Annotated in this window: 13 protein-coding genes; 12 read left to right on the top strand and 1 reads right to left on the bottom strand. The window is 41.2% G+C overall.

Translation table 11 applies throughout. From position 1 onward, the window contains the following. Position 1: 1 nt before the first annotated feature. Positions 2 to 541, top strand: coding sequence for a sporulation-specific transcriptional regulator GerR (gene gerR, locus ACSSTM_RS04405; protein WP_034662572.1), 540 nt, complete (start codon positions 2 to 4; stop codon positions 539 to 541). Positions 542 to 587: 46 nt separating this feature from the next. Here gerR and ACSSTM_RS04400 read toward each other — a convergent pair whose 3' ends face one another. Further along, positions 588 to 1,067, bottom strand: coding sequence for an N-acetyltransferase (locus tag ACSSTM_RS04400; protein ID WP_003211702.1), 480 nt, complete (start codon positions 1,065 to 1,067; stop codon positions 588 to 590). Between the two features lie 210 nt (positions 1,068 to 1,277). Between ACSSTM_RS04400 and ACSSTM_RS04395 the strand changes: the two genes are divergently transcribed. From ACSSTM_RS04395 to spoVE, 11 genes are all read left to right on the top strand, one after another. Next, positions 1,278 to 2,177 carry a 2-dehydropantoate 2-reductase gene (locus ACSSTM_RS04395; RefSeq protein ID WP_420734938.1) on the top strand — a complete coding sequence of 300 codons (900 nt, stop codon included), beginning with the start codon at positions 1,278 to 1,280 and terminating at the stop codon, positions 2,175 to 2,177. A 65-nt stretch (positions 2,178 to 2,242) separates the two neighbouring features. Next, positions 2,243 to 3,862 carry a bacillithiol biosynthesis cysteine-adding enzyme BshC gene (gene bshC / locus ACSSTM_RS04390; RefSeq protein WP_420734937.1) on the top strand — a complete coding sequence of 540 codons (1,620 nt, stop codon included), beginning with the start codon at positions 2,243 to 2,245 and terminating at the stop codon, positions 3,860 to 3,862. A gap of 128 nt (positions 3,863 to 3,990) precedes the next feature. Then, the gene (gene mraZ / locus ACSSTM_RS04385; RefSeq protein ID WP_003211163.1) at positions 3,991 to 4,422 is read left to right on the top strand and encodes a division/cell wall cluster transcriptional repressor MraZ; all 432 of its coding nucleotides are present in this window, start codon (positions 3,991 to 3,993) and stop codon (positions 4,420 to 4,422) included. Between the two features lie 66 nt (positions 4,423 to 4,488). Next, positions 4,489 to 5,421, top strand: coding sequence for a 16S rRNA (cytosine(1402)-N(4))-methyltransferase RsmH (gene rsmH / locus ACSSTM_RS04380; RefSeq protein ID WP_034662564.1), 933 nt, complete (start codon positions 4,489 to 4,491; stop codon positions 5,419 to 5,421). A gap of 37 nt (positions 5,422 to 5,458) precedes the next feature. Further along, positions 5,459 to 5,806 carry a cell division protein FtsL gene (gene ftsL / locus ACSSTM_RS04375; protein ID WP_012009864.1) on the top strand — a complete coding sequence of 116 codons (348 nt, stop codon included), beginning with the start codon at positions 5,459 to 5,461 and terminating at the stop codon, positions 5,804 to 5,806. Between the two features lie 7 nt (positions 5,807 to 5,813). Continuing rightward, entirely contained in the window at positions 5,814 to 7,964 is a 2,151-nt protein-coding gene (locus ACSSTM_RS04370) for a penicillin-binding protein (RefSeq protein WP_420734952.1), read from the top strand. 125 nt (positions 7,965 to 8,089) lie between these two features. Further along, positions 8,090 to 10,009: a stage V sporulation protein D gene (locus ACSSTM_RS04365; protein ID WP_034662561.1), complete on the top strand. Its 1,920-nt coding sequence runs from the start codon at positions 8,090 to 8,092 to the stop codon at positions 10,007 to 10,009. 212 nt (positions 10,010 to 10,221) lie between these two features. Then, on the top strand, positions 10,222 to 11,697 hold the full coding sequence (locus tag ACSSTM_RS04360) for a UDP-N-acetylmuramoyl-L-alanyl-D-glutamate--2,6-diaminopimelate ligase (RefSeq protein ID WP_034663857.1): 1,476 nt from the start codon (positions 10,222 to 10,224) through the stop codon (positions 11,695 to 11,697). Positions 11,698 to 11,832: 135 nt separating this feature from the next. Continuing rightward, a complete protein-coding gene (gene mraY / locus ACSSTM_RS04355) occupies positions 11,833 to 12,807 on the top strand; it encodes a phospho-N-acetylmuramoyl-pentapeptide-transferase (RefSeq protein ID WP_003211854.1) in 975 nt (324 codons plus the stop codon). Between the two features lie 9 nt (positions 12,808 to 12,816). Beyond that, positions 12,817 to 14,163 (top strand): UDP-N-acetylmuramoyl-L-alanine--D-glutamate ligase, encoded by a 1,347-nt coding sequence (murD, locus tag ACSSTM_RS04350; protein ID WP_375567678.1) that lies wholly within the window; start codon positions 12,817 to 12,819, stop codon positions 14,161 to 14,163. 59 nt (positions 14,164 to 14,222) lie between these two features. Continuing rightward, positions 14,223 to 15,323 (top strand): stage V sporulation protein E, encoded by a 1,101-nt coding sequence (spoVE, locus tag ACSSTM_RS04345; protein WP_003212197.1) that lies wholly within the window; start codon positions 14,223 to 14,225, stop codon positions 15,321 to 15,323. Positions 15,324 to 15,348 lie beyond the last annotated feature (25 nt).

The raw sequence follows: 15,348 nt of genomic DNA, 5'->3' as shown, positions 1-15,348 counted from the left end.
ATTGACGATTACAAGGCAGGACGCATGGACACAAGATGAAGATTTACTTTTAGCAGAAGTCGTCTTAAGGCACATTCGAGATGGAGGAACGCAGCTTTCCGCATTTGAGGAAGTCGGGAAAGCATTGTCAAGAACAGCTGCAGCATGTGGTTTCAGGTGGAACTCATACGTTAGAAAACAATATCAGGCAGGCATAGAGCTGGCGAAAAAACAGCGGAAAGAACTGCGTAAAAAAATCGGTATTCATTCCTCTGGTTTACCACAGCATGCGTTAACCATAGAAGAGAAGACATCTTCAATTCAGGCTGAATTGACCCTTCGAGAAGTGATTCAGTTTTTAGAGCAGCTTGAAAAAGAACCTGATGGACCTGCTCATTTACGCGAGAAACTGGCAGATGCACAGCATCAATTGAAGTCACTTACAGAAGAAAATGAACACTTGAAGCGGCAATTAAAAATGACAGAAGAAGATTACCGGGCACTCATTGGTATTGTTGAAAGAGTCAAACAGAATATCAGCTTAAAAGAATATGCTAAATAAAGAGACGCCCCTCACAGAGAAAGGAGGGGCGTTTTGTGATCAGTCTTTAAGCGGATTCACCTGTATTTTTTTGAATATGAGCGGGCTCCCAGATGAGTGGATTTTCACCCTTATCGCGCTCCATATCATATTTTACTGCTTCAAAGCCCATTTTATCCCAAAAACCGGCTGATTTGACGCGCGGATTGGTCCGAATTGGCAACCCGAACGATTTGGCGAATTCAACAAGTGCTTCGCCGTACCCTTTGCGCTGATACCCAGGAAGCACTTCCAGCTTCCACAGCTCTAAATAATCATGGTTGTGGTTAAAATACGTTGTCGTTGAGCCGTCCACTTGATAAAGGCTCATACGTGCCACTAGCTTATCTCCAAAATAAATCCCGTAAAATGGAGAGTTGCTGTCATTTTCAATCATATTGCTTTCAAGGTCTTCAAGCATGGATAGCTCTTGTATGCCGTATTCCTTAAATTGTTTAAATTCCTCTAAAGTTTTGTAATTAATTAGAAGTCGTTTTACTTGTGCCATATGATCTTCCCCCTTACACACATAATGTCGACAGTGATGTCATTGAAGGCGTTTTCATCCCACCCGCCTCGAAAAGTTTTTACACTTATTATTATAGTTTTTAAATTAAAAAAATTCAATCATAGCGCGCCATCTGCTTTTTGCATCACGACATGAACCTGTTACAATAATTGATATAATGAAGTAAACAGAAAAAGGGAAGTGCGGCAGTTGAAGATTGGAATCATTGGCGGCGGTGCGATTGGTCTGCTTTGTGCTAGTTATTTATCACAGCATCATGACATCACGGTCATTACAAGAAGAAAAGAGCAGGCAGAAGAGATTCGAGCATCAGGCATTCAGCGAACAGTAAAAGGAGAAACATGTCAGGCGGCTGTTCATGCACAGACAGGAATAACAGGAGTATTTGATTTGCTCATCGTGACGGTGAAATATCATCATTTGCAAGATGTGCTCGATGAACTAACGACATTACCTCGTCAGCGTATCTTATTTTTACAGAACGGAATGGCTCACTTATTAGATTTGGAGAATTGGAAAACGGCACATTCATTATATATAGGTGTGGTAGAGCACGGGGCTATGAAGATGTCAGATCATGCAGTGGACCATACAGGTATCGGTGTTATCAAGTGGGGGGCATTTCAGCATGAGGAAGCAGCTGATATAAAAAATGCATTGAACGAGACATCATCTCATTTTCAAATGAACTATACGGATGAATGGAAAAAGATGCTGGAAGAAAAACTGCTTGTCAATGTCTGTATTAACCCGCTGACAGCTTTGCTGCATGTGAGAAACGGGGAATTGATCGCAAACCCCTCATATGAATACATGATGAAATGTGCATTTGAAGAAGCGGTATCCATCTTGGGCTTGTCTGAAAAAGAGCGGCTCTGGCCTTATGTCATCTCTATTTGTGAGAAAACGGCTGCTAATCAGTCGTCTATGCTTCAAGATATAGTGAAAGGCCGCCAAACCGAAAGAAAAGCCATCGTTGGCTATCTTTTAAAAAAGGCTCAAGCTCAAGAGATTCTGGCGCCACATCTCACTTTCTTTTATCGAAGCTTGGAAGTATTGGAAAAAAAGCAAACAAAATCTTTTGAGTGAGATCATTTACATGCTATACTTTTTTCGGGAAACTAACTATTTATTGAAGAAAGGAAGTTCTAAACATGCAATTGACTGAACTTTCCATCCGAAGTCAGAATTTATTCATACGTGATTATATAGAAGAAAAAAAAGAGATGACGACTTTTTTTGATTATGATATACATTCTGAGCACACATGGAAAAAGAGATACGACGATCTCATGGAAATGAGCTTCCCGCGCGAGGCTTTAGCGGATTATATGAGCGCATACCATGCAAAGTTTGAATCGGAAGCGATGCGTCAGAACATTGAAAAGATCCGTGATGAACGGAGTGTCATGGTGGTTGGAGGACAGCAGGCTGGTCTATTAACAGGACCGCTTTATACCATACATAAAATCATATCCATCATTCAGTTTGCAAAAGAAAAAGAAACAGAGCTTGGGGTCCCTGTGATTCCGGTCTTTTGGGTAGCCGGTGAGGATCATGACGTAGATGAAATTAATTTTGTATACACGTCTGGCGAAAAAGGACCAGTGAAACAAAAGCTGCCATTACATAACGTCAAAAAAGCGGCTGCGAAAAGAATCCCGCTTGATCAAGAAAAAACCGAGAAATGGCTCCGTGATGTGTTTTCAACATATGAAGAATCTGCGTATACCAATGACTTGCTTGATCAGCTTCTTCGATGTTTACGCAAATCACAAACCTTTACTGATTTCTTTGAATGGATTGTAAGTGACCTCTTTGAAGAAGATGGGCTGCTTTTATTTAATTCAGGCGACTTAGGTGTCAAACCGCTTGAGCGTGCGTTATTCAAGCACATTGTCGAGACAAATGATGCAGTCACTGCTCGCTTAAAAGACACGCAGGCCGCCATGAAACGAGCAGGATATCAGCCGATCATTGAAGCTGGTGACAGTCAGGCAAACCTATTTTACGAATATGATGAGGAACGTTTCCTAATTGAGAAAGAGAACGGCCGGTTTTCTATATCAGAAGTGGGGCTTACATGGACAAAGGAAGAGCTTCTGCAGGAAGTTGAGGAGCACCCAGAACGGTTTAGCAACAATGTGGTGACGCGTCCCTTGATGCAGGAAACCCTTCTACCAACACTTGCTTTTATGGCAGGACACGGTGAGGTTAACTATTGGGGAGAACTGAAAGGAATCTTTGAGCATTTTAAATTGAAGATGGCGCCTGTTCTTCCGAGACTGCATGTGACCATTCTTGAAAGGCACATCAACAAGAAACTGCCGGTTAGAGAACTGTCGGTAGAAGAAGTGCTGACAAGCGGAGTGAATGAAAAGAAAGAAGCGCACTTTCAGCAAAGTCTTCCAGACAGCTTTGTTCAAGCAGTTCAACAGGCCAAACGTGAATTAGAGAATGCTCATGGCGTGATGAGACAAGAAGCACTGGAGATTGAACCAAACTTCGAGCAGCTGCTAGATAAAAATGCCAAATTTATCGAAGACCAGCTTCAATTTGTTTATCAAAAGGTGGCGCAGCGTGTGGAAGAGAAGGAAGGATATATCCTTCGGGACTTTGAACGGATTGAAAATAGTTTAAAACCACTGGACGCCCCGCAAGAAAGAATTTGGAATATCATGTATTTTTTAAACAAATATGGACCAGAATTCTTCAAAACGTTCAAAAATCTGCCATTTTCATTTCAAAACAAGCAACAAATTGTCAAACTTTGAAATAAAGTTTTAATGAACCCTGACTAGTTCAGGGTTTTTTTTTATGTAGAAACAGTGTAGAATAAGTTTTGTGGAGAGAAGTGGTGGATAGTGGAGAGTAAGGGTGAGAAAGTGGGGCTCTGATTATCATGTTCATGGGTGAATACCAGCATACGATTGATACAAAAGGGCGCATGATCATCCCTGCTAAATTTAGAGACGGTCTCGGAGAACAGTTTGTGCTGACGAGAGGGCTTGATCAATGTTTATTTGGCTACCCTATGAGTGAGTGGAAACTAATCGAAGAGAAACTCAAAGCACTACCGCTAACGAAAAAAGATGCACGTGCGTTTACCCGGTTCTTCTTCTCTGGCGCAGTCGAATGCGATCTGGACAAGCAGGGGCGTATAAACATCGCATCAAACCTACTCCAATATGCAAAACTCGAAAAAGAATGTGTGGTCATCGGCGTTTCAAATCGAATTGAGTTGTGGAGTAAGTCGATCTGGGAACAATATACAGAAGAGCAAGAAGATTCTTTTGCTGAAATTGCTGAAAACATGATTGGATTTGATATATAATAATCCCTTGTGCAGCAAGCTTTCTACACATTCATTTCTATTTGAAAAAGGTGGGACCATAACATCATGTTTCAACATGAGACAGTATTATTAAAAGAAACAGTTGACGGTTTAAACGTAAAAGAAGACGGTACATATGTGGACTGCACGCTGGGCGGAGCAGGTCATAGCTCATATTTACTATCTCAATTATCAGAAAAAGGAACATTGATTGGATTTGACCAAGACGATGCTGCACTGGATCATGCACGAGAGAAGCTCGCGGATGCTAAAGCGAACATTCTTTTCATAAAAAGCAACTTCCGATATTTAAAAGAACGTCTGAATGAACAAGGTATTACAAGCGTAGACGGTGTGATTTTTGACCTTGGGGTTTCATCTCCTCAGCTCGACACACCAGAGAGAGGCTTTAGTTATCACCATGATGCACCTCTTGACATGCGAATGGATCAATCAGCCGCATTGTCGGCAAAAAAAGTGGTGAATGAATGGCCATTTGAAGATCTAGTTCGGATTTTCTACAAATATGGGGAAGAAAAATTCAGCAAGCAAATCGCACGCAAAATTGAAGAAGCAAGAAAAAAAGCGCCAATTGAAACAACGGGTGAGCTTGTCGACATTATCAAAGAAGGAATTCCGGCACCTGCAAGACGAACTGGCGGACATCCAGCGAAAAGAGTGTTTCAAGCGATCCGAATTGCCGTAAATGATGAATTGAAAGTATTTGAAGAAGCACTAGAACAAGCAATAGAGTTACTCAATCCGAAGGGGAGAATTTCTGTCATTACATTCCATTCACTTGAAGACCGGATTTGTAAAAGTACATTTAGAGAAATGTCTTCTCTTCCAGAACTTCCGCACGGACTACCAGTGATTCCAGAAGGACTTGAACCAAAGCTGAAGCTGATCACGAGAAAACCGATCGTTGCATCAGAACAAGAGCTGGAACATAACAACCGTGCCCGTTCAGCGAAGCTCCGAATTGCAGAAAAAAAGTAAAACGACACCATAGATGATGATAAAAAGGAGGTTTCTTATGAGTAATTTGGCTTATCAAAGAGAAGTGAAGCAACATCAAACAGAGCAGCAAGGCCAATCGGTTGTCATTAAAAGAAGAGGTTCTATCACACTTGGTGAAAAAATCTTACTTGTCATGTTTGTCATGGCTCTTATGTGCAGCTCCATTCTCATCATTTCTAAAGCCTTTGCTGTCTATCACGCCAATATTGAAGTGCAGAAATTAGAACAGCAAGTATCTTTAGAATCGAAGAAGATCACTGAGCTTCAAAAGGAAAAAGACTTGCTGAGTGAACCAGAAAGAATCATCGAAGCCGCGAAAAAAGCAGGCTTGAGCATATCGAAAGATGTTAAGAAGGTCGATTAACATGGCGATGCCTAAAAAGAATAAAATGATGAACAGAGGCGCGGCAATTGCAAGTATTTGCTTCGCCCTGTTTTTCTTTATCATCCTATCACGTTTTATCTATATTCAGATTACAGGAACGGTTGATGGACAAGTGTTAGCCGCCAAGGCTAATGAACAATATCAATCGAAGAAAACACTTGAAGCCAAAAGAGGGTCTATTTTAGACCGGAATGGAAATGTGATTGCTGAGGATACATCTGTGTATAAGCTCATTGCGGTCATGAGCAAGAAAATGACAGTGGACCCTAAGCACCCAATGCATGTCGTCGATAATGAAAAGACGGCAAAAGAGCTCTCAAAAGTTATCGATATGAGTGAAAGCGAAATTTTAAAGCGTCTCAATACAAAAGATGCATTCCAAGTTGAGTTTGGTAAAGCGGGGAAAGATATTAGTTTTTCAACGAAGGAAAAAATTGAAAAGCTAAAGCTTCCAGGGGTCGCATTTGAAAAAGACACGAAGCGATATTATCCAAACGGCATGTTTGCTTCTAACCTGATCGGTTATGCCAGATTAGATGAGGCGACAAAGGACATGTCAGGTGCAATGGGACTTGAGAAGGCACTGAACAAATATTTAAAAGAAAAAGACGGCTATGTGACATATAACAGTGACAGAAGCGGATGGGCCTTGCCGAATAGTAAAGAAGACATTGTCGCCCCGAAAGACGGGAAAAATGTCACGCTGACCATCGATCAAAAAATTCAAGCGTTTCTTGAAGAAAGTATGACGCAGGTTGCCAAAAAGTATAAGCCGAAGAAAATCATTGCCACAGTCGTTGATCCGAAAACTGGAAAGGTTCTCGCGATGGGGCAGCGGCCAAGCTTTAATTTAAATGAACTAAACATTACGAATTATAACAATGATGTCATTTCATATGCGTTTGAACCAGGTTCGACGATGAAGATCTTTACCCTCGCTGCGGCGATCCAAGAAGGGGTCTATCAAGGCAGTGACAAATATCAATCTGGTACTTATAAAGTAGGCGGCGGCCTTGTGAGAGACCACAACAACGGAAATGGCTGGGGGAAAATTGACTTTCATCAAGGGGTTCTCCGCTCATCAAACGTGGCCTTTGCAAAGCTGGCGAAAGAAAAACTAGGCTTCACACGATACGAACAATATTTGCAGAAGTTCCATTTCTATGACAAAACGGGGATTGACTTGCCGAACGAAGCGTCTAGCAAAATCAATTATAGATACGAATATGACAAAGCATCGACGGCTTATGGTCAAGCGTCAGCCATCACACCGATTCAACAAATCGAAGCAGCCACAGCGATAGCAAACGGCGGAACAATGATGAAGCCATATGTCATTGACCATATTACAGACCCGAATACAAACAAAACGATTTTGCAGCACGAACCAACAGCAGCAGGAAAACCGATTTCATCTGATACAGCGAAGCAAGTTCGCGACATTTTAGGTGAGGTTGTTTCCTCAAAAATTGGAACAGGTCAGCCTTACCAAATCAAAGGATTCGACGTTGCTGGAAAAACAGGAACGGGGCAAATTGGGGGTGCCGGCGGTTACCTCCAAGGAAGAAACGATTACGTCTTTTCATTTATGGGAATGGCGCCAAAAGATGATCCGAAGCTGCTTGTTTATGTAGCTGTACAGCAGCCGCAGCTGTCTGAAACAGAAACAGGGTCTGCCCCGGTTTCTCAAATCTTTAACCCTGTGATGAAAAATAGTCTGCTATATTTAAATATTGCACCAACAAAAACAGACGATAAAAAATCAGGCGAACAAAAAGTGAAACAAGAAACGATGCCTTCATTCCTTGATTTAGAAGTGAAGCAGGCAGAAACAGAAGCCAAAAATAAACACTTAGCGCCTGTTGTCATCGGCGACGGCCTGTCTATTAAACGCCAGTGGCCGAGTGCGGGCTCTGAATTCTCTGAAAGCCAGAAAGTCTTCTTGAAAACAGCAGGGAAAACCATTAAGATGCCTGACATGACAGGCTGGTCCAGAAGGGAAGTCCTTCAATATGCTTCGATTTCCGGTGTGCATATAGAAACAAATGGACAAGGATATGCTGTAAAACAAAGTGTCAAAAGTGGAGCGGAGATTTCAGACAAAGTCGTCACTGTGACATTTAAAAGCCCAAATTAACTTTAAACCTAGCAAACCGCTTGCTAGGTTTTTTCTTTTGCTCCAGCAGAATATCACGTAGCGTTCTACAAAAGGACGGGCCTGCATATGATGAAAACAAGCCATATGTAAGGAGTGAACCGGGCGTGCGAGTGTCAAGTGTAACAGTGAGAAAACGATTGCTTTTCGTGCTGCTGTTTGGGGTGATCATTTTTTTCATCATAGATACTAGATTAGGATATGTACAGTTTATAATGGGCGAGAAGCTGACAAGCTTAGCAAAAGATTCATGGAGCCGAAACCTTCCATTCGAACCGGAAAGGGGAGATATTTTGGACCGGAATGGGGTAGAGCTTGCGACGAACAAAAGTGCCCCATCTATATTGGTCGTCCCTCGGCAAATTAAAGATCCCGCAGAAACAAGCAAGAAACTGGCAGCAGTACTGAATATGTCTGAAGAGAAAGCGTACAAGCATGTCACGAAGAAAACATCAATTGAACGAATTTCTCCTGAGGGCAGAAAGGTATCTCATGAAAAAGCAAAAGAAGTAAGAGAGCTTGATTTAGAAGGTGTGTATGTAGCAGAAGACAGCATCAGACATTATCCGTTTGGCAGCTTTCTTTCACATGTACTGGGCTTTGCTGGAATCGATAATCAAGGCTTACTTGGACTTGAAGCCTACTATGACGATGACCTAAAAGGCGAAAAAGGCTCTGTAAAGTTTTATTCCGATGCAAAAGGGCAGAAAATGCCAGATGAAGCAGACGATTATACACCGCCTAAAGATGGTCTTGATATGAAATTAACAGTCGATTCAAAAGTACAAACCATCATAGAACGAGAATTAGACAACGCGCAGGCAAAGTATAATCCAGATGGTATGATTGCGATTGCGATGAATCCGAAAAATGGTGAAGTGCTGGGAATGTCAAGCAGACCAGATTTTGATCCAGCTGACTATCAATCAGTTGACCCAAAAGTGTTTAACCGAAATCTTCCGGTGTGGAGCACATATGAGCCGGGTTCGACGTTTAAAATTATTACACTTGCAGCAGCATTAGAAGAAAAGAAAGTAAATTTAAAGCGCGATTCATTTTTTGACAGCGGATCTGTGACAGTTGATGGTGCAAGACTCAGGTGCTGGAAAAAAGGCGGGCACGGATCACAGTCATTCTTGGAAGTGGTTCAAAATTCCTGTAACCCCGGCTTTGTAGAGCTAGGAGACCGTCTTGGGAAAGATAAATTATTTTCCTATATTAAAAATTTCGGATTTGGCCAAAAAACAGGAATCGACCTTCAAGGGGAAGGGCGGGGGATTTTGTTCCCGCTTGATCGTGTAGGTCCTGTAGAGCAGGCGACAACGGCCTTTGGGCAAGGTGTATCTGTTACGCCGATTCAGCAAGTAGCTGCAGTAGCAGCTGCGGTAAATGGCGGGACACTTTACACGCCTTATATTGCAAAAGAATGGATAGATCCAATCACAAAAGAGGTCGTGAAAAAGCAATCACCGATTGCCAAAAAGAAAGTGATTTCAGCAGAGACATCTAAAGAAATCAGGTATGCACTTGAAAGTGTAGTCGCCCAAGGAACTGGCCGAAATGCATTTGTTGAAGGGTATCGGGTCGGCGGAAAAACAGGAACAGCACAGAAGGTAAAGGACGGAAAGTATATGGAGAATAACCATATTGTGTCGTTTATCGGATTTGCGCCTGCAGATGACCCAAGTATTGTAGTCTATGTGGCTGTGGATAACCCAAAAGGCACCATTCAATTTGGCGGTACCGTGGCCGCACCAATTGTTGGTCATATTATGCGGGACAGCCTGCCAGAGATGGGTGTGAAAAAAAGAAAAGGGCAAATTGAAAAGAAGTACCAGTGGCTGGACACAAAAACCATTGAAGTACCGAATCTTGTAGGAGGATCTGTTTCAGATCTTGAATCCCTCTTGATCAACCTAAAGATCGATGCCTCAGGAACTGGCAGTAAAGTAGTGAAGCAATCACCTGCTGCTGGGACAAAGATCAAAGAAGGCTCCACGATCAGATTATACTTAAACGATGAATAATAAAGAATGAACAGAGGGTAGCCGCACTCATTCGGCTGCCTCTTTTTGTTGAAAGAGAAGGACAGTTTGAAAAAAAGAGTCCAAAGTGTGTTTTTTCCAACAGAAACTTAAGGAATACGCTGGATGTATCCTTTTTTTTACGATAAAATATAGACTGTGTGTTTTTTTCACAAGACATGCACGTGAACGAATTTGAGAGGTTTGATATGAAAATGAAATTACAAGAACTGCTTACATACTTTAAAAGTGAAAACAACGAATTGATAAACGAAAATCCTGATATCACTTCCATTGAAATGGATTCAAGAGAGGTGAAAAAGGGAAGCCTTTTTGTCTGTATAAAAGGCTATACAGTAGATGGACACGATTATGCTGAAAAAGCGGTGAAAAGCGGGGCTGCAGCAATTGTAGCGGAACACCCTCTTAACATAACAGATGTACCAGTCATTATTGTGAAACACTCTCAAAGAGCACTTGCAAGAATAGCTGATGCGTTTTACGAACAGCCCACTCATAAGCTGAATCTCATCGGGATCACAGGCACAAACGGAAAAACCTCAACAACACACATGATCGAACAAATGATGAGAAAAGCCGAAAAGAAAACAGGCTTAATCGGTACGATGTATATGAAGGTGAATGATGACATTCTCAACGTGAAAAACACCACACCTGAAAGTGTCACACTTCAGAAAACGTTTAAACAGATGCTTGATCAAGATGTAGATACAGCCATTATGGAAGTATCATCACATGCACTCCATCTTGGCAGGGTGCATGGATGTGATTATGATATTGCTGTTTTCACAAACCTTACGCAGGATCATCTTGACTACCACAACACAATGGAAGAATATAAACATGCGAAAAGCTTGCTATTTTCTCAGCTCGGAAGCGCCTTTCATCATAATAAACCCAAGCATGCGATTTTAAATGCAGATGATGAGGCTTCGAGTTATTTTGAAAAAGTCACAGCTGCTGAAGTCATGACGTATGCCTTAGAGCAAAAAGCAGATGTCATGGCAAAGAATATTCAAATTATGCCAAAGGGAACTCAATTTGATTTGGTCACTCCAATCGGCACCAAGAATGTGACGGTTGCCCTCGTCGGAAAGTTCAATGTGTATAATATCCTGGCAGCTGTATCAGTCGGGATCGTATCTGGCTTAACGTTTGAGTCGATCGTTAGTGCGATTGAAGAGCTGGAGGGAGTCAAAGGCAGATTTGAACTTGTAAACTGCGATCAAGATTTCCCTGTCATCGTCGATTACGCGCATACACCTGACAGTTTAGAAAATGTCCTCACAACGTGTAGAGAATTAACAGAGGGCAAAATTTTCTGTGTGATTGGCTGCGGCGGCGACCGTGATAAAACAAAGCGCCCTCAAATGGCCCAAATCGCTGTGAAATATGCAGATGAACCTGTATTTACATCAGACAACCCAAGAAGCGAAGATCCTTCAGCCATTTTAAAAGATATGGAAAATGGGGTGCCAGACGCATATTATCATAGCTTTGTGAATCGGAAACAAGCCATCTTCTTTGCCATTGCCAATGCGAAAAAAGGCGATACAGTCTTAATAGCGGGTAAAGGCCATGAGACATATCAAATCATTGGCGATCAAGTCTATGACTTTGATGATGCAAAGGTTGCTGTTGACGCTATTTTAGATCTAAACAAATCTTAAAATGATGAAAAGAGTGTAATGAAATGAAGCATTTTGTACAAAAACAACATACGAAGAACGCGAATGAATACCATAATAATGAATGCAATTTTCTGATGGAAAACGGCTTTGGAAATTCGGAAGGAGTAAAGAACGATGCTTGAACAGGTGATATTGTTTACAATCATAATGGGATTTTTAATCAGTGTTCTTTTATCCCCGATTTTTATACCGTTTTTAAGAAGACTTAAATTTGGTCAAAGTATTAGAGAAGAAGGCCCGCAGTCTCACCAAAAGAAATCTGGTACTCCGACAATGGGCGGAATTATGATTATCTTTTCTATCACCATTACTACGATTGTGATGATCAACAAATTCTCTGAGATTAGTCCAGAAATGTTTTTACTGTTATTTGTCACACTTGGTTACGGCCTATTAGGATTTTTAGATGATTATATTAAAGTAGCGATGAAACGAAATCTTGGATTAACATCGAAACAGAAATTAATCGGTCAAATTGTGATCGCAGTGATCTTTTATGCAGTTTTCCATTATTATCAGTTTGCAACGACGATTCGCATTCCAGGAACAGACGTCAGCTTTGATTTAGGATGGGCTTACTTTATCCTTGTCGTTTTCATGCTTGTCGGAGGTTCTAATGCCGTGAACTTAACGGATGGACTGGATGGTCTCTTATCTGGAACCGCTGCTATTGCTTTCGGAGCTTTTGCCATACTGGCTTGGAATCAATCCCAGTATGATGTAGCGATCTTTTCAGTAGCTGTTGCAGGAGCCGTCCTTGGTTTCCTTGTGTTTAACGCACATCCTGCAAAAGTATTTATGGGTGATACAGGTTCTCTAGCATTAGGCGGAGCCATTGTAGCAATTGCGATTTTAACGAAGCTTGAAATTTTACTTGTCATTATTGGTGGAGTATTTGTTGTTGAGACGCTATCCGTTATTCTTCAAGTGATCTCCTTTAAAACAACCGGCAAAAGAATCTTTAAGATGAGTCCGCTTCACCACCACTATGAGTTAGTTGGCTGGTCAGAGTGGAGAGTAGTTGTCACCTTCTGGACAGCTGGTTTATTACTTGCTGTTTTAGGAATTTACATCGAGGTGTGGTTATAATTGAATAAGATGCAAATGTTAAAAAACGAACATGTACTAGTATTAGGTCTTGCAAAAAGCGGATATGCGGCAGCTTCAATTCTTCATGAACATGGAGTAAATGTGACGGTAAATGATCAAAAACCGTTTGAAGAAAACGAACCTGCTCAGCTACTTTCTGGAAAGGGGATTGATGTCGTTTGTGGCAGTCATCCTCTTCGTATATTCGAAGATAAAGAAATTACGATTTTAATTAAAAATCCAGGAATTCCATATGAAAATGTGATGGTTCAAGAAGCGCTTCGCCGCCAAATTCCAGTTTGGACGGAAATAGAATTAGCGTATCATTTAACCTCATCCCCTTTTATTGGGATTACTGGATCGAATGGAAAAACCACTACCACGACTTTGATTTATGAAATGCTGAAAAAAGACAGCCAAAAAACATTAGTGGCGGGTAATATTGGAACAGTTGCCAGCGAAGTCGCTGCAAATGCAGCTGGCGATGAGTGGATCGTAACGGAACTCTCTTCTTTTCAGTTAATGGGAACAGTTGAGTTTAGACCTAAAATCAGTTTAATATTAAATATTTTTGATGCACATTTAGACTATCACCACACTCGTGATGAGTATGAAAAAGCAAAGCAAAAAGTATTCGCACATCAACATGAAGATGATATCGCTGTAATTAACCTAGATGATCCATCGGTCGTAAAACTGGCAGAAGGTTCAAAAGCAAAAAAAGTGTTTTTCTCAGTGAAAGAGCCAGTAGAACATGGTGCGTTTATTCAACATGGTGCAATTTACTACATGAATGAACATATCATTGATGTAAAGGATGTTGTCCTTCCTGGTGAGCATAACCAAGAAAACATTCTGGCAGCTATTTGTGTTGTGAAAAATGCAGGCTGCTCAAATGAAGCAATCGTACATGTTCTCACGACATTTAGTGGAGTGAAACATCGTCTGCAGTTTGTAGATACAATTCAAAGTCGGAAATTTTATAACGATAGTAAAGCAACCAATATTTTGGCAACAAGTAAAGCATTGTCAGCCTTCGAACAACCGACCATTTTATTAGCAGGTGGACTTGATCGCGGCAATGAATTTGATGAATTGAAACCTTTCATGAAAAATGTAAAAGGAATTATCACATTTGGTGAGACTGCACCTAAGTTTGTGAAGCTTGGTGAAGAGCTTGGAATACATCATGTAAAACATGTCGATAATGTTGAACAAGCAGTACCTGCGGCGTTTAACATATCTGAAGAAGAAGATGTGATTTTATTATCTCCGGCCTGTGCAAGCTGGGATCAACATAAAACATTTGAAGAACGTGGAGACATGTTTGTAAACGCCGTGCATATGCTTAAATAAGGGCTTGTCTCTCATATGACTGACAGCCCAAATGAAATTATGCTTGGGGTGTCGATCTCTTGACGAATAAGAAAACTTCTCCGGATTTTTTGCTTGTTGTCATTACGTTACTTTTATTGACGATTGGGTTAATTATGGTGTACAGCGCTAGTGCTGTGTGGGCATCGTATAAATTTGATGATTCGTTTTATTTTGCAAAAAGACAGCTTTTGTTTGCCGGAATCGGAGTTATCGCAATGTTTTTCATTATGCGAGTCGATTATTGGACGTGGCGGACTTGGTCAAAGATATTGATTGCTGTTTGTTTTCTCCTTTTGCTGCTTGTACTCATTCCTGGTATCGGTATGGAGAGAAATGGATCAAGAAGCTGGATCGGTGTCGGTGCGTTTAGTATTCAGCCCTCTGAATTTATGAAGCTTGCGATGATTGCGTTTCTTGCAAAATTCTTATCTGAAAAACAAAAAAATATCACATCCTTTCGCAAAGGTTTTGCCCCAGCTTTAGGCATTGTATTTTCTGCATTTGCCATCATTATGCTTCAGCCGGATCTGGGAACAGGAACGGTGATGGTTGGAACCTGTATTATTATGATATTTGTTTCAGGTGCGAGAATTGCTCACTTTATATTTCTCGGTCTTATAGGACTCAGCGGGTTTGCTGCACTTGTCTTATCAGCACCCTACCGAATAAAACGAATTACATCGTACTTAAATCCTTGGGAAGATCCGCTAGGCAGTGGGTTTCAAATTATTCAATCCTTATACGCTGTTGGTCCAGGTGGTCTGTTCGGAATGGGACTTGGTCAAAGTAGACAAAAATTCTTCTATTTACCTGAGCCCCAAACGGACTTCATCTTTGCGATATTGTCTGAAGAGCTTGGCTTTATAGGGGGATCACTCATTTTACTCCTCTTTAGTGTTCTATTATGGAGAGGCATACGAATAGCACTTGGAGCCCCAGATTTATATGGAAGTTTCCTGGCAGTTGGTATTATTTCAATGGTTGCCATTCAAGTAATGATTAACATCGCAGTTGTCACTGGACTTATTCCTGTGACAGGTATCACGCTCCCATTCCTTAGTTATGGCGGCTCATCACTGACATTAATGCTGATGGCGATTGGCGTACTTTTGAATGTAAGCAGGTACGCAAGATATTAACGTGCTGAAGCTCATGAAACCATGT

The organism is Bacillus sp. RK1064 (assembly GCF_051488405.1).
Classification (GTDB): domain Bacteria; phylum Bacillota; class Bacilli; order Bacillales; family Bacillaceae; genus Bacillus.
The sequence above is the reverse complement of the archived record's forward strand: the minus strand, read 5'-3'. Positions and strand labels throughout refer to the sequence as shown.